At 47.6% G+C, this 19185-nt stretch carries 17 protein-coding genes; 7 read left to right on the top strand and 10 right to left on the bottom strand.

Annotated features, from left to right (window positions below):
• Positions 1–83: 83 nt before the first annotated feature.
• Both FJD32_RS02940 and FJD32_RS02945 read right to left on the bottom strand, forming a co-directional pair.
• Positions 84–671, bottom strand: a complete 588-nt coding sequence (locus FJD32_RS02940; RefSeq protein ID WP_047540133.1) for a type II secretion system protein — start codon at positions 669–671, stop codon at positions 84–86.
• 424 nt (positions 672–1095) lie between these two features.
• The gene (locus tag FJD32_RS02945) at positions 1096–1698 is read right to left on the bottom strand and encodes a response regulator (protein ID WP_055648057.1); all 603 of its coding nucleotides are present in this window, start codon (positions 1696–1698) and stop codon (positions 1096–1098) included.
• Between the two features lie 208 nt (positions 1699–1906).
• Here FJD32_RS02945 and FJD32_RS02950 point away from each other — a divergent pair, with 208 nt between their 5' ends.
• Complete coding sequence (locus tag FJD32_RS02950; protein WP_088586605.1) at positions 1907–3712, top strand: sensor histidine kinase; 1806 nt, start codon at positions 1907–1909, stop codon at positions 3710–3712.
• Between the two features lie 78 nt (positions 3713–3790).
• Here FJD32_RS02950 and FJD32_RS02955 read toward each other — a convergent pair whose 3' ends face one another.
• Entirely contained in the window at positions 3791–4702 is a 912-nt protein-coding gene (locus FJD32_RS02955) for a LysR family transcriptional regulator (protein ID WP_055648056.1), read from the bottom strand.
• Positions 4703–4813: 111 nt separating this feature from the next.
• On the opposite strand from FJD32_RS02955, the gene FJD32_RS02960 reads away from it, so the two are divergent.
• From FJD32_RS02960 to FJD32_RS02970, 3 genes are read left to right on the top strand one after another with little or no spacing between them, the layout of a single operon-like run.
• Positions 4814–5950 carry an alkene reductase gene (locus FJD32_RS02960; protein WP_055648055.1) on the top strand — a complete coding sequence of 379 codons (1137 nt, stop codon included), beginning with the start codon at positions 4814–4816 and terminating at the stop codon, positions 5948–5950.
• Complete coding sequence (locus FJD32_RS02965) at positions 5950–6594, top strand: ester cyclase (protein WP_055648054.1); 645 nt, start codon at positions 5950–5952, stop codon at positions 6592–6594. Before FJD32_RS02960 ends, FJD32_RS02965 begins: the two co-directional genes overlap by 1 nt.
• A complete protein-coding gene (locus FJD32_RS02970; protein ID WP_088586606.1) occupies positions 6591–7595 on the top strand; it encodes a polysaccharide deacetylase family protein in 1005 nt (334 codons plus the stop codon). The genes FJD32_RS02965 and FJD32_RS02970 overlap by 4 nt, the downstream gene beginning before the upstream one ends.
• Before the next feature lie 60 nt (positions 7596–7655).
• On the opposite strand, the gene FJD32_RS02975 is transcribed toward FJD32_RS02970, so the two are convergent.
• The 5 genes from FJD32_RS02975 to FJD32_RS02995 form a co-directional block, all read right to left on the bottom strand.
• The gene (locus FJD32_RS02975; RefSeq protein ID WP_055648052.1) at positions 7656–8816 is read right to left on the bottom strand and encodes a putative sulfate/molybdate transporter; all 1161 of its coding nucleotides are present in this window, start codon (positions 8814–8816) and stop codon (positions 7656–7658) included.
• A gap of 271 nt (positions 8817–9087) precedes the next feature.
• Positions 9088–10476, bottom strand: coding sequence for a tetrathionate reductase family octaheme c-type cytochrome (locus tag FJD32_RS02980; RefSeq protein ID WP_055648051.1), 1389 nt, complete (start codon positions 10474–10476; stop codon positions 9088–9090).
• A gap of 47 nt (positions 10477–10523) precedes the next feature.
• Positions 10524–12254, bottom strand: a complete 1731-nt coding sequence (locus FJD32_RS02985; protein WP_055648050.1) for a DUF3373 domain-containing protein — start codon at positions 12252–12254, stop codon at positions 10524–10526.
• Positions 12255–12432: 178 nt separating this feature from the next.
• Positions 12433–12762 carry a c-type cytochrome gene (locus FJD32_RS02990; protein ID WP_011718452.1) on the bottom strand — a complete coding sequence of 110 codons (330 nt, stop codon included), beginning with the start codon at positions 12760–12762 and terminating at the stop codon, positions 12433–12435.
• A 493-nt stretch (positions 12763–13255) separates the two neighbouring features.
• On the bottom strand, positions 13256–13987 hold the full coding sequence (locus FJD32_RS02995) for an SDR family oxidoreductase (protein WP_055648049.1): 732 nt from the start codon (positions 13985–13987) through the stop codon (positions 13256–13258).
• Positions 13988–14146: 159 nt separating this feature from the next.
• On the opposite strand from FJD32_RS02995, the gene FJD32_RS03000 reads away from it, so the two are divergent.
• Complete coding sequence (locus FJD32_RS03000) at positions 14147–14986, top strand: LysR family transcriptional regulator (protein WP_088586608.1); 840 nt, start codon at positions 14147–14149, stop codon at positions 14984–14986.
• A gap of 64 nt (positions 14987–15050) precedes the next feature.
• On the opposite strand, the gene FJD32_RS03005 is transcribed toward FJD32_RS03000, so the two are convergent.
• Positions 15051–16589: a tetratricopeptide repeat protein gene (locus FJD32_RS03005; RefSeq protein WP_055648048.1), complete on the bottom strand. Its 1539-nt coding sequence runs from the start codon at positions 16587–16589 to the stop codon at positions 15051–15053.
• 236 nt (positions 16590–16825) lie between these two features.
• On the opposite strand from FJD32_RS03005, the gene FJD32_RS03010 reads away from it, so the two are divergent.
• The gene (locus tag FJD32_RS03010) at positions 16826–17308 is read left to right on the top strand and encodes a hypothetical protein (protein ID WP_037422362.1); all 483 of its coding nucleotides are present in this window, start codon (positions 16826–16828) and stop codon (positions 17306–17308) included.
• Positions 17309–17726: 418 nt separating this feature from the next.
• On the top strand, positions 17727–18902 hold the full coding sequence (locus FJD32_RS03015) for a type III PLP-dependent enzyme (protein WP_037428201.1): 1176 nt from the start codon (positions 17727–17729) through the stop codon (positions 18900–18902).
• 62 nt (positions 18903–18964) lie between these two features.
• Here the strand turns inward: FJD32_RS03015 and FJD32_RS03020 are convergent, their stop codons facing one another.
• Positions 18965–19177 (bottom strand): DUF465 domain-containing protein, encoded by a 213-nt coding sequence (locus FJD32_RS03020; protein WP_037428200.1) that lies wholly within the window; start codon positions 19175–19177, stop codon positions 18965–18967.
• Positions 19178–19185 lie beyond the last annotated feature (8 nt).

Below are 19185 nucleotides of genomic sequence, written 5' to 3' on the forward strand. Positions count from 1 at the left end.
GTCAGAATTCAAGTTATTGCAAAAAAAGCCACAGGACTTTGTTGATTTTATGCCCTGTGGCGAAAGCGGATATGCTGGGTGGGTTAAGGTGCAGATAACGAGGAGCGGCCGACAACAGTTCGTCCATCGAGGGGATAGTATTTTAGCTCCCAATTCTCGCTGCCAAGGCGGCGATCATCCGACACATAGTTAAAGTAACAATAAGTATTAGGATCACTTATCGCGCCGCCGCTATACCAGTAGACGATGTCGATATTGGGTGCTTGTTGCGTTTCCCAATCCGTGTGTGTGGTAAGGACAAAGTCCTGATTATCGAGTAACGATTGCCACAGTTCTCCGCAGTAAGCGCCTTGTAATTGAGTGCCTTGGCTGCTGCTTTGAGCCGTGTCTTTTCCGAGTGGAAAGCCCGTGGTGGTCGAGTCGATAGTGCCATCACCATAGCAAGCGAGATTTTGGGTATATCCCGAGTGTCCGCCCGCAAGCCAACAACTGTGATACAGCTTGACGCCAGAGGTAAAAGCAGCAAAAGCAGCTTTTGCCCGAGTATCGTGAGCATCTTGACTTAGATTCATAAAGCGCGGGGCTGCGACTACAGCAAGAATGCCTAAAATGATGATAACCACCACCAGTTCGATTAGGGTGAATCCCTTAGATGTGTGTAAACGACTCATACTGCTCACCTGTTGCCAAGATAGTCGCATTCTAACTTCATTTTGAAAAATTATCATTAAGTTATTGATAGATATTAATTTAATTAACAACAATGCTACATTGATTGTTCGGATTTAGGGAGGCGAGGCGAGGTTTGTAGGGATAAAAAAATCCCCGAGGACACTGGCCGTACTCGGGGGAAGGTTCAAAAGCAGTGGATCGTTAATGCCTACGGAGCATAAATGACAGAACCTAACTTGAGTGTGGCAGTGAATGGTGTTTGATACAAAGCCAAAGATGCAAACTGCGACAGCTTGTCGCAGTTTGGATGAAAACGTCGCCATCAGCGCATTCTAAATGGTCTGAGTTATATGGAATTAGCGGTTTAATCGTGACAAGCGTGGCGAGAATATATTGCGATTGTTTAGCGTGCTGGTCACTGATTTATAAAACAGAATTTAGATTTCCTAAGTGTTGTACTAACTCTGCCATATTGTTCACTTCAAGCTTTTTCATAATCTTTGCGCGATGCACTTCGATGGTTCTTAAGGATAAATACATGGCTTCGGAGATCTGTTTGTTGGTCATGCCTTGAACCACATGGGCTAATACTTGTTGTTCGCGCTCAGTCAGTTGGGCAAATTTCTGCTGCAGACTCTGTTGCTCAAAGCTGGATTGGCTTTCTTTATGTGCTTTTTCAATCGCTTGTACAAGGGCTTTACCCGACACAGGTTTTTGAAAAAAGTCGCATGCGCCTTTACGAAAAGCGCTTAATGCCATGGGTAAATCACCGTGCCCAGTGAGAAAAATCACTCCTAATGGACTTTGGGTTTCAAGCAGCTTTTGCTGCACTTCTTGGCAGCTGATCTCTGGCATTCGGCTATCTAAGATCACGCATCCCGCTTGAGTTAACGGGCATTGGGCTAAAAAATCCCGTCCACTGCTAAAGGTTTGTACTTGATAACCAAATTGCCTGAGCATAAATCCTAAAGAGTCGAGAATCGCTTCATCATCATCGACTAAATACAGCGGCAGCATAGTGGACATGGTTTTCCTTTTGGTGGTGGGACTCTTTATCAGCTTAAGCCTGCCTTGTCGTAGGCTCAATTTTAAGCCTAGGTCTTGGGAGGTTTATCACTAAATTAGTCAAATCACTTTAGGGGGAATGCCAGAGTTTGGTGTTATTCACAGCATCATTTTGGCCTTGTGTATAAAGTACTCCGAATACAAAAGCATACAAGACAAGGCGATAGCAATGAGAACTTGGTGTAGGGCAATACTCGTGAGCTGCATATTGAGCGTAATGATGCTTAATTTGTCCTATGCCGATGAAGACATTCCCGTTCATGAATTTAAAGTGGGAGTGCTGGCGAATCATGGGGTGTTGCAGGCAAAACAGCGCTGGCAGCCTATGATGGATTACCTTAGCGAAAACGTCCCTAATAGCCGTTTTGAAGTAGTGCCCGTCGACTTTAATGGTATGCGTAGCCAGTTACTGAGCAATGAATTGCAGTTTATTGTGACTAACCCCGGCCAGTATCTGCACTTGAGTAATAATTTCCCCCTCTCTTGGCTCGCGACCATGAAAAGCCGTAAACATCAGGGCAGCACTTTCACCATAGGCGCGACCATTATTGTGCGTGCCGATAGCCCTATACGTAGCTTGCAGGATTTACGCGGTAAGAATGTGGTTGCTAGCGATCCGCAGGCACTTGGCGGCTATCAGGCTGCGATGGGATTACTGCATAAAATGGGTTATTTACCGGAGCAATTCTTTGGCCAAGTGCGATTTTTAGGATTTCCCCTCGCGCCGCTGATCTATCAAGTGCGCGATGGGAGTGCCGATGCCGCCATTGCGCCTTTTTGTACCCTAGAGGAAATGATTGAAACAGGGCTTATCAATAAGACGGACTATCGTGTCATTCATCCAACCCATCCTCCTGGATATGACTGCGAGGTGAGCACCCAACTCTATCCTAATTGGTCATTTGCGGCGGCGGATACGGTTTCGCCACGGATCACCATGCAAATCACCCGCGCCTTGTTTGACCTGCCCCCAGACCATGTGGCGGCGATTACCGCCGATACTTTAGGTTGGACTGCGCCGGTAAGCCAGCTAAAGGTGATTGAATTATTTAAAGAATTACAGCTGCAAGGTGCATCACCTCCCTTATATCAAACCGTGTATAAATGGATGGAGAAAAATAAAGAGTGGGGTGGGGTATTACTGCTGATCTTTATTGTGTCGACCATTTATCACCTGTGGCTCGAATATAAATTCCGCCAAAAGAGCGAGTTTTTAGTCAGTACTGAGCGGCAATTAAAAGACAAGGCATTGCAGTTAGAACGCTTACAAAGTGCGGCGATTCTCGGGGAGATTGGTGCCGGGTTGGCCCATGAGCTAAATCAACCGATTGCGGCGATAACCCAATACAGTGAGGGCGCTATGATACAGCTAGAAAGGCTGGGACAGGACAACCCAGAGCTCTATGATATTTTGGGTAAAATCAACGCACAATCGATACGGGCTGGGGCGGTTGTGCACCGTATTCGTGGCTTGCTTAAACGCCGTCAGTCGAAGGCTGAACCGCTGGATGTGACGTTAGTCGTCAAAGAGGCACTGGCCTTATTACGCCGAGAATTAGACCGAGCGGGGGTACAAGTTGACGTACAGGTGCAAGGTCGTCCCTATGAATTGATGGGGGATAGTGTTGGCTTAAGTCAAATGTGGGTCAATTTGGTGAAAAATAGCCTCGATGCGCTGGAAGCATGTGAGGATAACCGTGCACGTAAGTTAAGGATTGAGATCCACTATCAACCCACTGAAATCAAAGTATTGGTAATTGATAATGGCCAAGGTTTACAGGGGCAAGCTAATGAGTTGATGGCCTCTTTTGCCTCTACCAAAGATGCAGGGCTCGGATTAGGTTTAGCGATTTGTAAGGATGTCGTTAGCCGTCACCACGGCAGTATTGAGATTGAAAACTGCAAGCAATCGACACAAACGCCATTGCCTTGGCAGCAAGGCTGTGTGGTGACGGTGATATTACCTCGGGGCTAGAATGAATCGCCGCAGAGTTTTTAAGTATCTATCTTCAGTTGCGGGTGCAAGCTGCTTTTTATCAAGCCCAATTATCGTTTAAGGCGCGGGATATTCTTGGCTAAATTGCAGCAGTTTTTGGGCTAAAAATTCAATAGTGCGGCGGATTTTATGGCTAGGATAGTCGGTTTGTAGATAGACTAATTGCAGTGGCACCGCAGGCGCGAGTTTATCGGCTAGGATAAGCTGTAGTCTGCCTTCGGTGACATCCTGCGCCACATCGAGCCAACTTTTATAGGCTATACCTCGCCCCGCCAGTGCCCAATCGCGCACAACGGCGCCATCATTGCAAAAGCGTTTTCCTCTTACTTCAATCTCTACGGTTTCACCATTATGGCTGAATTTCCATTTCTGCCATGGCTCGCCGCCACGATTTAAGATCAACACTTGGTGTTGGCTCAACTCGTTCAGTGTTTGCGGTTCACCATATTGCGCAAGATAAGCGGGGGAGGCGACGAGCACCCTTGGCGTCATCGACAGTTGGCGCCGTTTTAGATTGGAATCTTCCAGTTGGCCATAACGCAGGGCTAAATGGATATTTTGATCGATGAGATCTGTCATATGGTCGCCAAAGTACAGCTGAATCGACAGCTCAGGCGCGCTATCCATCAGCTCATCTAGCCAATTGCGGATCCGACTGCGGCCAATGTCCGAGGGCAGAGCAATGCGCACTTCGCCCTTAAGCTCGCCCCTATGCTCGGCCAAATTAGCGGAAGCGGTTTCGAGTAACGCAAGGGCTGGTTTAGCTGCATCGAGAAATATTCGCCCTTCTTCCGTGAGTTGCAACCGCCGAGTTGAACGCGCAAATAGTTGGCATCCTAACTTTTTTTCAAGCCGTTGCAGTGCCGCGCTCGCTGCTGCGGGCGTCATGCCGACTTCTTTACTGGCGGCGGACAGGCTTTCAAGCGCAGCGATACGCAGGGCGAGTTGCAGATCATTTATATGGTACATATCAAAATATTTTTGAAAATGATTTAAATAATAGGCTAATTATCAATATAGATTAACTAATGCACAATTGCACCTAGATATTCAATCATCATTTATGGTTCGGGAGTGCATATGAGTTTATTTACAGCCTATGAGTCAGCGGCACTGACACTGCAAAATCGTATTGTTATGGCGCCGATGACAAGGGCGCGTACCACGCAACCGGGTAATATCCCTAATGATTTAATGGCGCAATATTACGCCCAGCGTGCGTCAGCAGGGCTTATCATCACCGAAGCGACCCAAATTTCTGACGACAGCCAAGGCTATTCTTTTACCCCTGGAGTTTATACCGAGGCGCAAATTGATGGCTGGAAAAAGGTTACTGCGGCGGTGCATCAAGCGGGTGGAAAAATCTTTAATCAAATCTGGCATGTAGGCCGAGTGTCCCATCCGATTTTTCAGCAGGGTGCAGCGCCGATTGCACCTTCAGCGATTGCTCCTGTTGGTACTAAGGTATGGATCGTTGATGAGGAGCATCCCGAGGGACAAATGGTAGATTGCCCCGAGCCGAGGGAAATGACGCAAGCGGATATCGACCGCGTGGTGGCCGACTTTGCCAACGCAGGGGCAAATGCCGTTGCCGCGGGTTTTGATGGCATCGAAATCCATGGCGGCAATGGTTATCTCATTGACCAATTCCTGCGGACTAATTCTAACCATAGAGCCGACGCCTACGGCGGTACGCCGGAGAAGCGTATTCGGTTTTTATTGGAAGTCGTTAAAGCGGTAAGTGCCCAGATTGGTGCCGATAAAGTGGGCGTTCGCCTTGCACCCTATGTGACCTTTAAGGATATGGCCTGCCCAGAGATTGTCGATACTATCCTGTTGGCCGCCAAACACTTATCGGCGTTGGGCGTAGCGTATTTGCACTTGTCTGAAGCCGATTGGGACGATGCGCCACAGGTGCCTGAGTCCTTCAGAATTGAGCTACGCAAAGTGTTTAAAGGCAGCATTATTGTGGCGGGGCGTTACGATGTCGAGCGTGCCAATGAGGTTATCGAAAAAGGTTATGCCGACTTAGTGGCCTTTGGTCGTGCCTTTATTGCTAACCCCGATCTGCCTTATCGATTAGCCAATCAATTGCCCTTATCGCCCTTCGATAAGGGGCCATTATTTGGCGGCAGTGCGGCGGGCTATACCGATTATCCTAGCTATCAAGCGGCACTGCGCGCCGTCATCCGCTCTAGTGATGATGAGGTGGCATAATGCAAAACCGTATTTATTGCCCTGTTTCTCCTTGGATAAAAGTAGGTTTGTGGAGCTCAGGATTACTCGGCTTAGCGCTTTTGGGTTTTGTGCTCGCCAGCCTTAGCATGACGGTGTTTGCCGCTCAAGGTGGTTCTACTCAAGCCAGTGTCGATGTCAAAACTGCCCTTACCCCTAAGGTGACGGCAATGGAACTGATCAGTGATGGTTCACCACAGGCTGAATCGATTGCCCACGCCGCTTTGCTATACGCTAGTTTTTGGGATACCGGTGACCCGACATTTGCCCGCTGGGCATTAGCGACCAGTTTTATTGATCGCACCTTGCCCGAAGGTCGTGCACAGGGGATTAGCGGACCGCTCGACGCCTCTAAAACCTTTAGGGCGGCGGTGCCAGATCTCTCGGTAACCGTTGAGCACTTGCTGGTGGTCGGTGACCGTGCGGTTGTGCGCTTCCGTTTTAATGGCCACTTTACGGGTACCTTTGGTGAACAGCGTGGTCAAGGGCAAAAAATTGATTTTCGCGCCGTAGATATGTACCGCGTGCGTGAGGGTTTTATTACTGATAACTGGCATCTAGAGGATTATCAAACGCTATTTAACCAGCTTGCCTCTAACGCTGTGACCACAGGAGCGAAGTCATGAATCAACGTCGACAATTTTTAAAGACCAGTTTACAGGCGGGCGGCGCTTTGATTGCAGGGGTAGGGCTGAGTCAGTCAGCCTTTTCAATGGGAGTTCCGAGCTTAGTGGCGGTCGATGATCAAACTCAAACTTCGGTAGGAGGCAATATGAATAAGCGTTTTTGGCCTAATGGCGAGCAACTAGTGATCTCGATATCCATGCAGTTTGAGGCTGGCGCGCAGGATAAAAACGCTGAAGGGCCGTTTCCACCAATGGAGAAAGGCTACCCAGATACGATTACTCCCAGTTGGTACGACTACGGGATGAATGAAGGGATACCGCGTTTGCTGCGTATATGGCGTAAGCACAATATTCAGGTGACATCCCATATGGTGGGCCGCGCCGCCGAATTACATCCACAACTTGCTAAACAAGTGGTGGATGAAGGCCATGAGATTTCAGGCCATGGGCAGATGTGGATGCCGCAATACAGTATGTCGCCAGCGCAGGAGCGTGATTCTTATATCCAGAGTATCAATACCTTAGAAAAGATCACTGGTCAGCGTCCTGTCGGGTTTAATGCATTTTGGATGCGCCACAGTACCCAAACCTTAAATATCCTGCAGGACTTAGGTTTTATCTATCACATTGATGATTTATCAAGGGATGAACCTTCAATTATCCCTGTGCAGGGTAAACCGTTTGCCGTGGTGCCTTATACATTGCGCAACAATGATATAGGTCGCTTTGATGGTAACACTGCGATGACGGCTGCCGCCTTCTTACAGGAGCTTAAAGACGAATTCGATATGCTCTATCAGGAAGGAGCATCGCAGCGGCGGATGATGTCGATTAGTGTGCATGACCGTATCGGGGGCACGCCAGGTCTTGCCAATGCCTTAGACAAGTTTATTCAATACGCGAGAGAACACTCAAAAGTGGGTTTTATGCGTAAGGATGCGATTGCTAAATGGGCGCTGGCGCAAAAGGATACGCCAACCAATCCTGCAAGAACATTTTAAGAGATAAAAACACAGCACAGGGATGTGCTGTGTTTTTTACTTTCTTGGGGATATTGGCGCTTAACGCATCGCGAGCATGGCCCAAGTGCGGCGACCTTGCTCGAGAAGAATCCCCACGGCAAGCCCTGCCGCGGCGTTAATGGCTAGGCAGGTCACAGCGGTAGATAAGATCACAAAGATACAGAAGGGCTTACCATCGATTAGGCGTTTTGACCACGCCAGTTGTAAACCGCCGATGGACAGCAAACTGCCGAGAATCGCCACAGGAATAAGTCCGAGCAACCACGCAATTTGGCTATCCCAAAACAGGGCAATCACCACACAAGTACCACCGAAGATTAATGGCGCGAGGTGAGTGCGCGCGCCAAAGTGATACTGCACCGCAAGGCCTCCCGCGCCATGGCACATGGCCGCCGCCCCAAAAGGCGCGAGTAACAAATTGGCCAGCCCAGAGCTAATGGCCAAGTTTTTAGGCGTGAGTTTGGCGGCATCTTCGGGGAATTTTTCCTGCGCCATGGCCGAGGTGGCTATCACTGCATTGGTTAAGGTGAGGGCGAGCTGTGGCAGTACCAGTAAAATTGCTGCTGAACTCCACTCGTTAAGGCTAGGCCAAGCTAAATGCAGTGAGGCGCTTAAGGCGGGAATCGTCAGGCTGCTAGTTATTTCGGTTTGGCTGTTGGCTTGCCACAACATCCCAGCTGCGATAACGAGTGGCATGGCAAGGTAACGCAATGGTAAGAATTTACTCACAAACAGCAAGGCAAACGCGCCGAGTCCGAGCAACCAAAAGTCACTCATCATCTTAGTGCCCATCCACATCAATTGCAGACCAATCGCTAATTGAATCCCCACACTCACTGCTTGGGATAATTGCTTGGCAAGCCAAGTGATGGCGCCACTAAACGCTAACATTAACAGTATGATACCCATCAGCATGGCACTGGCTTGGAGCATCCCTGGCGTTAAGCCTTGGGCGATCACAAGGGCGGCGATGACCTTCATGGGCTGGACGGGGATCGGACGGCGATAAAATAAGGCGCTTAAGATGGCGAATAGGCCAAAGCCTAAAAATATCCCTTGGGGCGAAAATTGGTTTAGGGCAATTAAGCCCAAGACTAAAGGTAAAAATGTGCCTAGGTCGGCGAATGCACCGCTGGTTTCACCGAGTAAACGGTTGAGCGGTTGAGTGGGGTGCTGTGTTGGGGTTTTGCCCGCGGTCATAGAGGTTGCCACAATTGAACATTGCCTGCTTAGGCAAAATAAATGCCATAAAAATCAGTTGATTTGACTTATAAACAGAGCCAAACTCCTTTCCACGCCAATTGGTTGAGACAAACTGGGACAGTATTGTTTTTTCTCTGTGCCGATTTGTCTTTGTTGGCAGAGTATAGCTGATAAAAAAGAGAGCTTAGCCAACGGCATCAGCTCTCGAAGGTTGCAGGGGAGCGATAATCGCTTTAGCCTCGGATAGGCTTTCAGCGAGTCAGTACAATTATTGTTGTTTGTGTTTAGGGCCTTGTTTGTTTTTCATCGGGTCGCCTTGATAGCCCAAGGCTTGCCAATCGAGGCGAGTGCCTTTGTTGTGGCAGTCATTACAATTAAGTGCTTGTTCTTTTGGTGAGACCATGTGGTTGATCCGCCACCACATTTCGGTGGCAGCAAAGTCATATTCACCACTGTATTTGATGCCTTTTTCAATCATGGTGGTGTTAACCTCCATGCCCAGTTTCGCCGCTAAATTCCAATCAAACTCGCTCCAATATCCGCCTTTGCCGTAGGTTTTCGGGGTGATAAAGATATTGAGTTTTTTGTCGTAAATCTGCTTACCTGTATGTACCTTAAAGGGATAAATCTTGGCTTTAGCGTCGTTAATGTCGCCCATAGGGTAGGTCAGCTTGGTGACGACTTTCGGGTCCATCTTGTCCCCCGCCATATAAGCGTTAGCCGTGCCGTTGTACCAAGCGTACTGTGGCTTGACCATTTTTTCCCACACAAAGTCACCCTTTTTCTTCTGATAGGTGTGTTTGCCGTATTGATCTACGGTCTCAGGTTTATCATCGCCCGCAGTTGACCAATCCCAGTGCATCTTGGTTGGCTCATTCTTAGCGAAGAATGGAATATGGCAGGTTTGGCAGGCCACGGTTGCGGTATGGGTATTGAGCTTTTTGTTGCTGTGCGGCGCGCTATCGTGGCAGTTCTCACAACCTATATGGTCGATACCACCTGGAGATACCCCCATAGCATTACCCGAAATTTTATGTTTTTCAGTGGTATGACAGTTTTGGCATTGGAAGTTATTGCCGTCGCTGTCCATGTGCACATCGGTGGCTTTATCGGGATAGGCCATAGAAGAGTCGAGATCCCCGTGCTTGACCGCATCACCACCGCCACCATAGAAATGGCAGCTACCGCAGTTATCCCGCACGGGTTCACCCACGTTTTGCGCGATCTTCACCAGATCGAGTTTAGCCATAGGCTCGCCTGCACCAGCGGGGTCTTTCACATAGGTACCTGTGGTGTCGTGGCAGACAAGACAGTCCACTTTAGTTTTGTCTTTAAAGTCAAAAGTGTTGTCCTTCCAGCCATAGCCTGCGTGACAGCTAGTGCAGCGAGGCTCGTTGCTGGAAATTGACACACAGAAGTTATTGATACTGTTTTTCTTACCGCGTAATACGGTTCTATCGGGGAGCTTTTGTTCTAATTCCCATGTCCAGTGGGAGGTTTTCATCATATCTGTGGCTTGTTCTTCGTGGCAGGTTAAACACTTAGTCGTGACCTCAGAACCGGTTGCGAAGGGGCCTTTAAGGACGTCTTTATGGGGATTAGCGGCCTGCGCTTGCAACGCTATACCCGCCAAGGCAATAACAATGAGTTTTTTCATTCTGTACTCCTGCCCTCGGCGATACCGAGGGCTGAATGGCGTCTAGGTTAGAAGTTAATAGTCAGTGAGGCGTTCACATCGAAGGCCTTATCTACCACAGGCAGCATTGAGTAGGCTGAGCCCGCTAACACGTCATCGATTTTTTGTGGTGCGCCCACAGGCGTGCCGCTACCTGTGTATTCGTAGTCGTAGTAGAGTCCGGCCAGTTTGATAAACATCTTGGGATTGATATCAAAGATGTAATAGGCTTCGCCAACGTGGCCACGGGTGGCTAACTTGCTGCCAATAGGGTCATCTTGAGCTTGGGTGAAGGGCGTCCAGTATTCGGAACCATAGTTATATTCCAAGCCAAACTTGCCGTAGGGCGCGGGGATTTGAATACCCACATAGATGCCATAACCATCTTTGGTCTCGGTATCATCGCTGGTTTTCGGCACCATGATGATTTCGGTCCCAGTGCTGTTGAGTTCCGCTTCAAACACCGCATCGGATAACATGCCGCCGAACATGCCGGCATTGCCATTTGGCTCTGCGCGCGTCCAACCCAGTGACGCAAACCATTTGATATCGTTAGCTTCTTCCCGCGCAAAGCCAATGCCGCCAAGGTACATATCACCAATGACGCCGCTAGGTTGTACTCGGGTGACAAAGTTAAAGTTGTCAAACTTTTGCATATCCTGGTACATGGTGGGGGCAAAAATCCCCGCCAGTTGGGTCGGGAAGGCCATTGTGCCTTTAAAGCCGTCGTTCACGTCTTTGGCACCAAACAGGGTAAATTGCAGGAAGTTAGTGCCATCGTTAATGGCATCGATATTAAAGCCGCCGAGGTGAGTATCTTTGGTAACGATATCGCCAAACATTTCGCCATTACCCCATTGGGATTCAAAGCCTTGGCCATAACAGAAGCGAACCACTTGCCCCTCAACGCCAGTGATTTCCCCTAGGTTGTAGCCTAAGGTGGCACCGTCGAAGTTAAAGTTAACTAAATGGCCTGAAGGCGTGCCGCCACGCAGTTCGTTTTCACGGTAGTGGCTTGGTGGGCCATAGGTGGATGGGCGGCGGCCAATGGAGAGGTAAAACTCGGAGCCGTTGATGTTTTTCCAGTCGAAATAGGCGCGCTCGACCCGCAGCCAGTCACCACTGGTATTGCCGCTGCTGGTGCCATCCATTGTGAATGAGCGCCAAGAGTCGAACACTTGTACGCCGGTGGAGTCGCCCCAGTTTTTGTACATGCTCAGACGACCGGCAAAGCTGACGTTATCCCATACCTTGGCCTTAAGATTTAACCGCAGGCGAGTGGTGTAAAAGATATCGTTATCAATATCTTGGATATGTTGCTGCGCGAGTACATAGGGCATCACGCCCTGTAACATGCCATTTTGAAAGGCGGCGGCAAGGTCTGGGTTGGCTTGCATCATCTGGCCGAGTGGTGAGTTAGGATCGTTTGGCATCCCAAAGGCGCCGGACATGGCCTTGGCGCCAAAGTCATTAAAGTCCACCTTAATGGCGGGGTTCCAAACAACATCGCGGTAATGCAGTGAGTGGGCCTTGGTTCTAAAATCTCCGGTGATTTCAAGGCGGTCTAACGAGGTGTGGCGTTCGGTTTTATCGACGCGGCTATTGAGTTCATCGAGCTGTTCGGTGATATCGGCAAGCTGTTGTTTCAGCTCGGCCATTTTTTGGGTGTCGGCTGGCGTTTCGTTGGCTGCGGCAAAGGTTTGGCCGGACATAAACAGCGCATTAGCAACCAATATCGAAATGAGTGTACGTGTACGCATAGGGTTTCTCCCTGAGTGTTCCGCTGGCACTGGCTCAAGGCTCTGTGCCAAATTTACCCAACAGGAGGCCCTGAGGTGTGCTCCCCATTTTTCTCTTATTGGGCTTGGATTTTATTTCAATGGGTTAACTTGCAGTTGCAGGCCTGCGGTTATCCCTTTGATTTAGGCTTAGCAGCAATTAACCGCAGGTTTGCGGTTGCTCCGAGTCGGCGGCATGGTCATACAGGAATTGCTGTATATCTTTGAGATCTTGCTCGGTGAGGCCGTTGAATACCTCAGGTTTGAGTTTGTGTTTATCTTTGTCGAAGAAGCGATCCCATTGGCTCATGGTTTTGCTCATTGGGGTTAGCTCGCCACCTTCACCACCTTGGCTATGGCAGGCTTTACATTCTTTTTTATAGAGGTGTTTCCCTTTTTTAGGATTACCCCCTTCGGCGGCATAGGCTTGGAGGCCTAAGCTGCTAATTAGTGCGACGGCAATTGCGATCTTAGTTGAAGTTTTCATCATCTCATCCTTTCTTAATTGTCATTCACATGACTTTGTTGGTGGAATGTGGCTATTGCTTCCACCTTGTGAATAAATTTATCAAAGGTGATGGGATGTTTATTTGAGGTATATCACTTCCATTAAAAAAATCTAATTGATAAAAATTTCATTGATAAAAATCTAATTGACTGATGAGGGAGTGACTTTGACAGATATTTACATTTTCAAAAACAACAGGTTGTTTTTACAGCTAAATTAGTGTTTTGTGTAATAGAGTGGATTTAAGGTTGTAAAGGTCTGAAAATGGATAGTGATCGAGTTAACACTTTGTAAAATTTGCAATATCTAAAGTAGTTGTTCGAAATGATTTAGCTCCATTTTCGCTTTATGGAGGGGGAGATTTTGCCTACTAGGTGTTGATAACGCTTGACTGAGTTTTAAATTTTTTAACGCAGCGGCACTCGCACACTGCGTTTCACCCATGATTCTGGCGAGGTCGCGCCAAGTAAGTCGCTTAAGGTTGCTGGCGTGTCGGCGCTAACACTATCTCACGCACACACACATTTTGCGGTTGTTGCCAAGCAAATAATGCTGCTGCGGCAACGTTTTCGGGGGCAATCACCCCGCCCATTTGTGTTTTCCAATCATGGTAACCCGCTTTGATAGCATCATCCGTGGTGTGGCTTAAGAGTTCTGTCTCGACCGCTCCCGGTGCAATAGTGATTAGGCGTACATCGTCCATTGCCACTTCTTCGCGGATGTTTTCGGTTAAGGCATGCACGGCAAATTTAGTCGCGCAATAAGCCGCATGGTTGGGGAAGGTCTTACGTCCCGCCACTGAGCTGATGTTGATAATGGTGCCCGTTTTGCGCGCCTTCATTCCGGCTAAAACTGCATGGATACCATTGAGCACGCCCATTACATTGATATTGAGCATACGGCTCCACTCGTTAGGATCTTGGGTATCGATTTGCCCAAGCAACATGACGCCTGCGTTGTTGATTAGGCAACCCACAGAGCCAAACTGTGCTTCCGCTTGATTAATCGCCGCCTTGATAGCGTCTGCATCGGTTACATCAACACTGATAGATAAACTGTTTGGTAAAGCAAGGGCTTGCATTGCCTCGACTCGGCGCGCTAACAGTAAGAGTGGGTGTCCGGCAGCACTAAAACTTTTAGCGATAGCTGCGCCAATACCAGATGAAGCGCCTGTGATCACAACGAGGGATTTAGTGGGCTTTGTCATTTGAGTTTCCTATCTTTATCTGCGAAGAATGTGGTTAATTGAGCAATATCTAGCTTGTTCATCAGTATAGAAGGGGATTTTTAGGCTGGAAAATACTTATTCCCACTGGATATGATAGGATTTGCCTATGACATATGCTGGGCAGACTGGTGAAGGCAAATGGTTGATTTACGCCTATTAAGGTTTTTTATCGCAATTTATGAAGAAAACAATATTACCGCGGCGGCAACACGTTGTTATGTCAGTCAACCCTCGCTTTCCGCTGGGCTTAAACAGTTAGAGGAAGAGCTTGGCGGTGCCTTATTCGAGCGCAGTAAAAAGGGCGTAAAGGCCTTAGACAGTGCTCACTATCTTTATCCACTGGCGGTTAAGTTGGTGGAGGAGGCCAGTAAATTACCTGCTCTATTTATGGCTAAGGCGAGTCGGCAAAAGTTGCGCTTAGCCGTGATGCCCGATCTGAGTCAGCGTCGTCTTGCAGGATTATTAACTCAAATCAATCAGGCGATTAGTCATTTAGATTTAGAACTGCTGGATTATCAAAGCCCTGCGGATTGCCGATTAACTTTAGACAGTTTACGCCATGAGGATGAAGTGTTTTTTCCGCTTTGGGAGGAGGATTATGTGCTATGCGTGCCGACTGAGCATCCGCTTGCGCAGCTCAGCAGTATTCGTCCCGAAGAGTTAAGTCAGTACGATTTTATTGAGTGCCCACCCTGCGAAGCGCATCAGCAAACCATAGGCTTACTCGCATGCAGTAATTTGTCGCTTAATTTGGTGGCGAAGGCAGAATCTAAGTCTTTAGTGATGTCGCTGGTATTGGCGGGATTTGGGGTGAGTTTTCTTCCCGATGGATTAATCGAAGACGAGCCTCGGCTTAAACAGATTAAATTCGATGGGCCTCGGATGTTTCGCCGTATTGGTTTGTGTTATCCATCCCATCAAACCGTTGCGCCTACGTTGGCAACATTGCTGCGGCATTTGAGCAAAACCACGGCTTAAGCCGTGGTTTTTAATAATAGGGTTTGGCCAAACGGCTAAACCCTAGTAATCAGCAATTTAATCCTTATTCATTACTCTGTAAGTAAGGTGCTAGCTGAGTTTCAATCCTCTCGATTTCATCTTGGGCATACAACAACTCGGACTCTGTTAAGCGCGGCAGGACTTGTTGTTGATACAAAAGCTGATCGCTATTCATCCCGTATTTGCCAAAGTTGCGCAGTAATATGCTCGACCAAATATATGTCTGAACCGGTTTATCAATCGACTCATGGCGGTTGATATCAACGAGGGCTTGCATACCATCTTGGCTGCCCAAGTCGGCAGCTTTACGGTACCAAGTCTCTGCGGTTTGCAGCGCTTCGCGGCTCGGATGCTCACCCTTGCGGTAGATTTCTGCTTGGTTAAGGTAGTAATAAGCCTGCTGCTCATTGGGGATAGGATGTTGATGTAGAAAGTTATTACACAGGCTTTGGGCTTCGCGGATCTCTAAGGTTCCTAAGCGCTTACTGAGCTTCTCATATGCGTCTTGATAGTCCCTGATATGGCTCATCGCTGCGAGTTGGTAATACATTAAGGCTTTAATCGGTTGGCGCGAGACACCTAAGCCTTCTTCATAGATTTTACCTAGGCCGAATAGTGCTTCCTCTTGCCACTGGGACGCTAGCGTCTCGAATTCTGTTCTTGCCTGCTGGTAGTCATTATCCGTTTGTGGGTCGAGTAGTTTAAGGTGTGCCAGCGCTAACTTGGCAAAAACATTGTCAGCGGCGCAGGATTTTTCTAACCAATAGCGAGCCTTACCATAGTCGACGGCAAAATCTTCACCATAGAGGAAACGTTTACCTAGGTAATACTGACGAAAATCATTTTCTACGGCATATTCGCTGAGTAGGGCTTCGGCACGGACGAGATCCTTAGGGCCGCCTTGGCCTGCGGCAAGCATATGGCCTAGGTTATCTTTTGCGAGTTCATCACCGGCGGCGACGGCTTTCTCAAAGTATTCCCGCGCTTTAACATAGTCAGAAGTGACACGTTCATCGTGCCAGTAGAGTGTACCTAAGTGGTAATAGGCATCTTGGTTTCCTTGGGCGATGGCTTTTTCAAACCAGTAAATGGCTTGGCTTGCATCGGGATCGAGAAAGGGTTGTCTGAGATACAAATAGGCGAGCTCATATTGAAACTCGACTTGCCCCGCTTCTGCACTGGTTTTGAGCTGTTCTACCTGTTCGCGTAACTGCTCGGGTGTTTGTGCCTCTGTGGCGACCAAGCTAGTTAGGGTGAGCATGGGTAAATATTGCGGATCGATCTCGGCGGCTTTTCGATACCAATATTCAGATGCCTTGGGATCGGCGGGGACTTGTTGGAATCGACCCGAATACAGCTCGGCCATGGCAATGGCGGCCACGGCAAAGCCCTTATCAACGGCTTGCTGAATATAGTCTAGGCCTGAGTTGACTTCGCCCTGATTGATTAATGTGAGTCCATGATTGAGTAGCGCTGAGGGTTCCCCTGCGGTAAGCGCTTCGGCTTGAATCTTCTTTTTTTGGTACTTTGCGAAAAAAACAAAGAGTACGATAAAGGCTATAATGATAAGTATCAACAACATAGTATTCCGTCACTATCGATATTTTGGCAGCACAGTAAACTTGTAACAGACTAAAATTGCAAGTGTAGTGTTTGAAGTTAGGTCGCTAAGTCTGATATATCCCATGTGAGTGGACGTCTTTTAAAGACGTATTCGTGATGCATTGTGAAGCGTATCATGTAATAGCTCGGATTAAATGAGCGGGTTACCAGACTCGGGTATGCTATTGCCCGTATCTAAAATGGAGCTAAGTGTTTATGAGAAAGCTGTTGTTGTGCCTGTCCTTCCTTTTCACTCCCATGATGGCGTTGGCTACAAGTTATGTAGCGGGAGACGCGATAAGTCCTATTTCATTGCAAGATCAAAATGATAAGGCGGTCAGTGTTACCGAACAAACCAAAGTAGTGCTCTTTAGTCGTAGCATGAAAGGTGGCGATATCATTAAAGAAACTCTAACGCCTTTAACGGGGGATAAGTTTCCTGCGCATTTAGTTTATGTGGCTGATATCAGTGGTATGCCATCGCTGATAGCCAAATTTGTGGCTGTACCACAAATGCAGGAACTGCCTTTTGCCATTGGTTTAGACAGGGAAGGGCAGATTAGCCGCCTATTGCCCGATACCAAAGATATGGCAACCATGATTTTATTGGATAATCTCAATATTCAAGATATTGCTTACTTTGACTCCAGCGAAGCCCTAGGCCAAGCCTTAGTCAAATTAAATGAGTCACAGCAGTAAAGTCGTAGGACTACGCCCTATCTGAGGGGGAGAGATTTCCCCTCTTTTATATCTGACTAATCCTTATATAACACTACAGATGTGTTTTCTCGCTCGGTATTACTACGCCGTGGAACTTAAGGTTCATCCTATCGTTTTCTCCCTGATAATCTGCCCTTAGCTAAAGCGGGCTGCCATCTTAAAAAATTCATTTTTAGCGTTAATAAAGCTTAAGATTCTTTGCTGAACTCTTATGCATAATTATTTGTTTTAAAAATAGTTTTTTTAGGTCCAACTCGGCTTAATATTTGTTGGAATAAAAAGTTAGTTATTAAGCATAAAAATTCGTTGCGTTAACTAAAAAAATAGCGTTTACTGCGCACGTTTTTAAGACACATAACGACTTTTTATCATCTGACCCAAAGGAGACTCTGGCCCAATGAGCCAATTTCAATCTATTGATGTTGCTGACTATTATGATGCTCAAACCTTCAAACGTATTGAAGAGTTTGCGAAGGATAAAGCGACCCCGTTCGTAGTGATTGATACCAGTATCATTGCGAAACAATACGATGACATGGTTAATAGTTTTCCTTATGCCAATGTTTATTATGCAGTTAAGGCAAACCCAGCGGCTGAGATCCTGACATTACTAAAAAATAAAGGGTCAAACTTTGATATTGCCTCGATTTATGAGCTAGATATGGTTATGAATGTCGGCGTTACAGCTGACCGTGTTAGCTATGGCAATACCATTAAAAAGCGCCAAGATGTACGTGCTTTTTATGAGCGTGGCGTGCGTATGTATGCATCGGATTCTGAAGCTGACTTACGTATGATCGCCGAAGAAGCACCAGGTTCACGCATCTATGTGCGTATCCTGACCGAAGGCACAGACACCGCCGATTGGCCACTGTCTCGTAAGTTTGGTTGCCAAAATGAGATGGCTTATGAGCTGTTAGTGTTGGCGAAGGAACTCGGCTTAGAACCCTACGGTATTTCATTCCACGTGGGATCACAGCAGCGTGATATCGGTGCTTGGGATTCGGCGATTGGTAAAGTGAAAAGTATCTTCGATCGTTTGCGCGATGAGCACAATATTGTATTGAAGATGATCAACATGGGGGGCGGTTTCCCTGCGAATTATATCGACAAAACCAATCAACTCGGTGTCTATGCTGAGCAAATCACTCACTTCCTGAAGGAAGATTTTGGTGATGATCTTCCCCAAATTATTTTGGAGCCGGGTCGTTCGCTGATCTCTAACGCTGGGGTGCTGGTGTCTGAGGTGGTGTTGATCAGTAAGAAATCCTACACCGCATTAGAGCGTTGGGTATTTACCGATGTGGGTAAGTTCTCTGGTTTAATCGAAACCATGGATGAGGCAATTAAATTCCCAATCTTCACCCATAAACAGGGTGAGCTGGATAAGTGTGTGATTGCTGGCCCAACCTGCGACAGCGCCGACATTATGTATGAGCACTACAGCTATGGTTTACCGAATGACCTAGCGATTGGAGACCGTATGTACTGGTTAACCGCCGGTGCTTACACCACGACTTATTCAGCGGTGTGTTTTAATGGCTTCCCACCCCTGAAGGATTACTATTTGTAATCGGTCTTAGATAGCAACAAAAAGGGCGCTGCGGCGCCCTTAGTTTTTCCCGTGATAGCAGCTTAGCTGTGGGATTTGAGAATTTGATAGATCTCTTCTTTTAAGTGGAGTTTTTTGCTCTTGAGCTCTTTCACTGCGGGATTGAAATCACTACCGACACGTTTTTCCAGTTGTTTGATTTCCTCATCTAATTGATTGTGCTCGTTGAATTTACGTTGAAAATGAGCATCTTGGGTCTTTAAGGTGGTAATCAGATCTCGGTACTCTGGAAACATTGGCGTTC

Source organism: Shewanella sp. LC6 (genome assembly GCF_006385735.2).
Classification (GTDB): Bacteria; Pseudomonadota; Gammaproteobacteria; order Enterobacterales; family Shewanellaceae; genus Shewanella; species Shewanella xiamenensis.

Bases quoted from the DNA above. Each gene is read 5' to 3' on its own strand.
- FJD32_RS02955 (WP_055648056.1), bottom strand. From the start codon at position 4,702: ATGTACCATATAAATGATCTGCAACTCGCCCTGCGTATCGCTGCGCTT.
- FJD32_RS03015 (WP_037428201.1), top strand. From the start codon at position 17,727: ATGAGCCAATTTCAATCTATTGATGTTGCTGACTATTATGATGCTCAA.
- FJD32_RS02990 (WP_011718452.1), bottom strand. From the start codon at position 12,762: ATGATGAAAACTTCAACTAAGATCGCAATTGCCGTCGCACTAATTAGC.
- FJD32_RS02950 (WP_088586605.1), top strand. From the start codon at position 1,907: ATGAGAACTTGGTGTAGGGCAATACTCGTGAGCTGCATATTGAGCGTA.
- FJD32_RS02980 (WP_055648051.1), bottom strand. From the start codon at position 10,476: ATGAAAAAACTCATTGTTATTGCCTTGGCGGGTATAGCGTTGCAAGCG.
- FJD32_RS02970 (WP_088586606.1), top strand. From the start codon at position 6,591: ATGAATCAACGTCGACAATTTTTAAAGACCAGTTTACAGGCGGGCGGC.
- FJD32_RS02985 (WP_055648050.1), bottom strand. From the start codon at position 12,254: ATGCGTACACGTACACTCATTTCGATATTGGTTGCTAATGCGCTGTTT.
- FJD32_RS02940 (WP_047540133.1), bottom strand. From the start codon at position 671: ATGAGTCGTTTACACACATCTAAGGGATTCACCCTAATCGAACTGGTG.
- FJD32_RS02995 (WP_055648049.1), bottom strand. From the start codon at position 13,987: ATGACAAAGCCCACTAAATCCCTCGTTGTGATCACAGGCGCTTCATCT.
- FJD32_RS03000 (WP_088586608.1), top strand. From the start codon at position 14,147: ATGGTTGATTTACGCCTATTAAGGTTTTTTATCGCAATTTATGAAGAA.
- FJD32_RS03005 (WP_055648048.1), bottom strand. From the start codon at position 16,589: ATGTTGTTGATACTTATCATTATAGCCTTTATCGTACTCTTTGTTTTT.
- FJD32_RS02965 (WP_055648054.1), top strand. From the start codon at position 5,950: ATGCAAAACCGTATTTATTGCCCTGTTTCTCCTTGGATAAAAGTAGGT.
- FJD32_RS03020 (WP_037428200.1), bottom strand. From the start codon at position 19,177: ATGTTTCCAGAGTACCGAGATCTGATTACCACCTTAAAGACCCAAGAT.
- FJD32_RS02975 (WP_055648052.1), bottom strand. From the start codon at position 8,816: ATGACCGCGGGCAAAACCCCAACACAGCACCCCACTCAACCGCTCAAC.
- FJD32_RS02945 (WP_055648057.1), bottom strand. From the start codon at position 1,698: ATGTCCACTATGCTGCCGCTGTATTTAGTCGATGATGATGAAGCGATT.
- FJD32_RS03010 (WP_037422362.1), top strand. From the start codon at position 16,826: ATGAGAAAGCTGTTGTTGTGCCTGTCCTTCCTTTTCACTCCCATGATG.
- FJD32_RS02960 (WP_055648055.1), top strand. From the start codon at position 4,814: ATGAGTTTATTTACAGCCTATGAGTCAGCGGCACTGACACTGCAAAAT.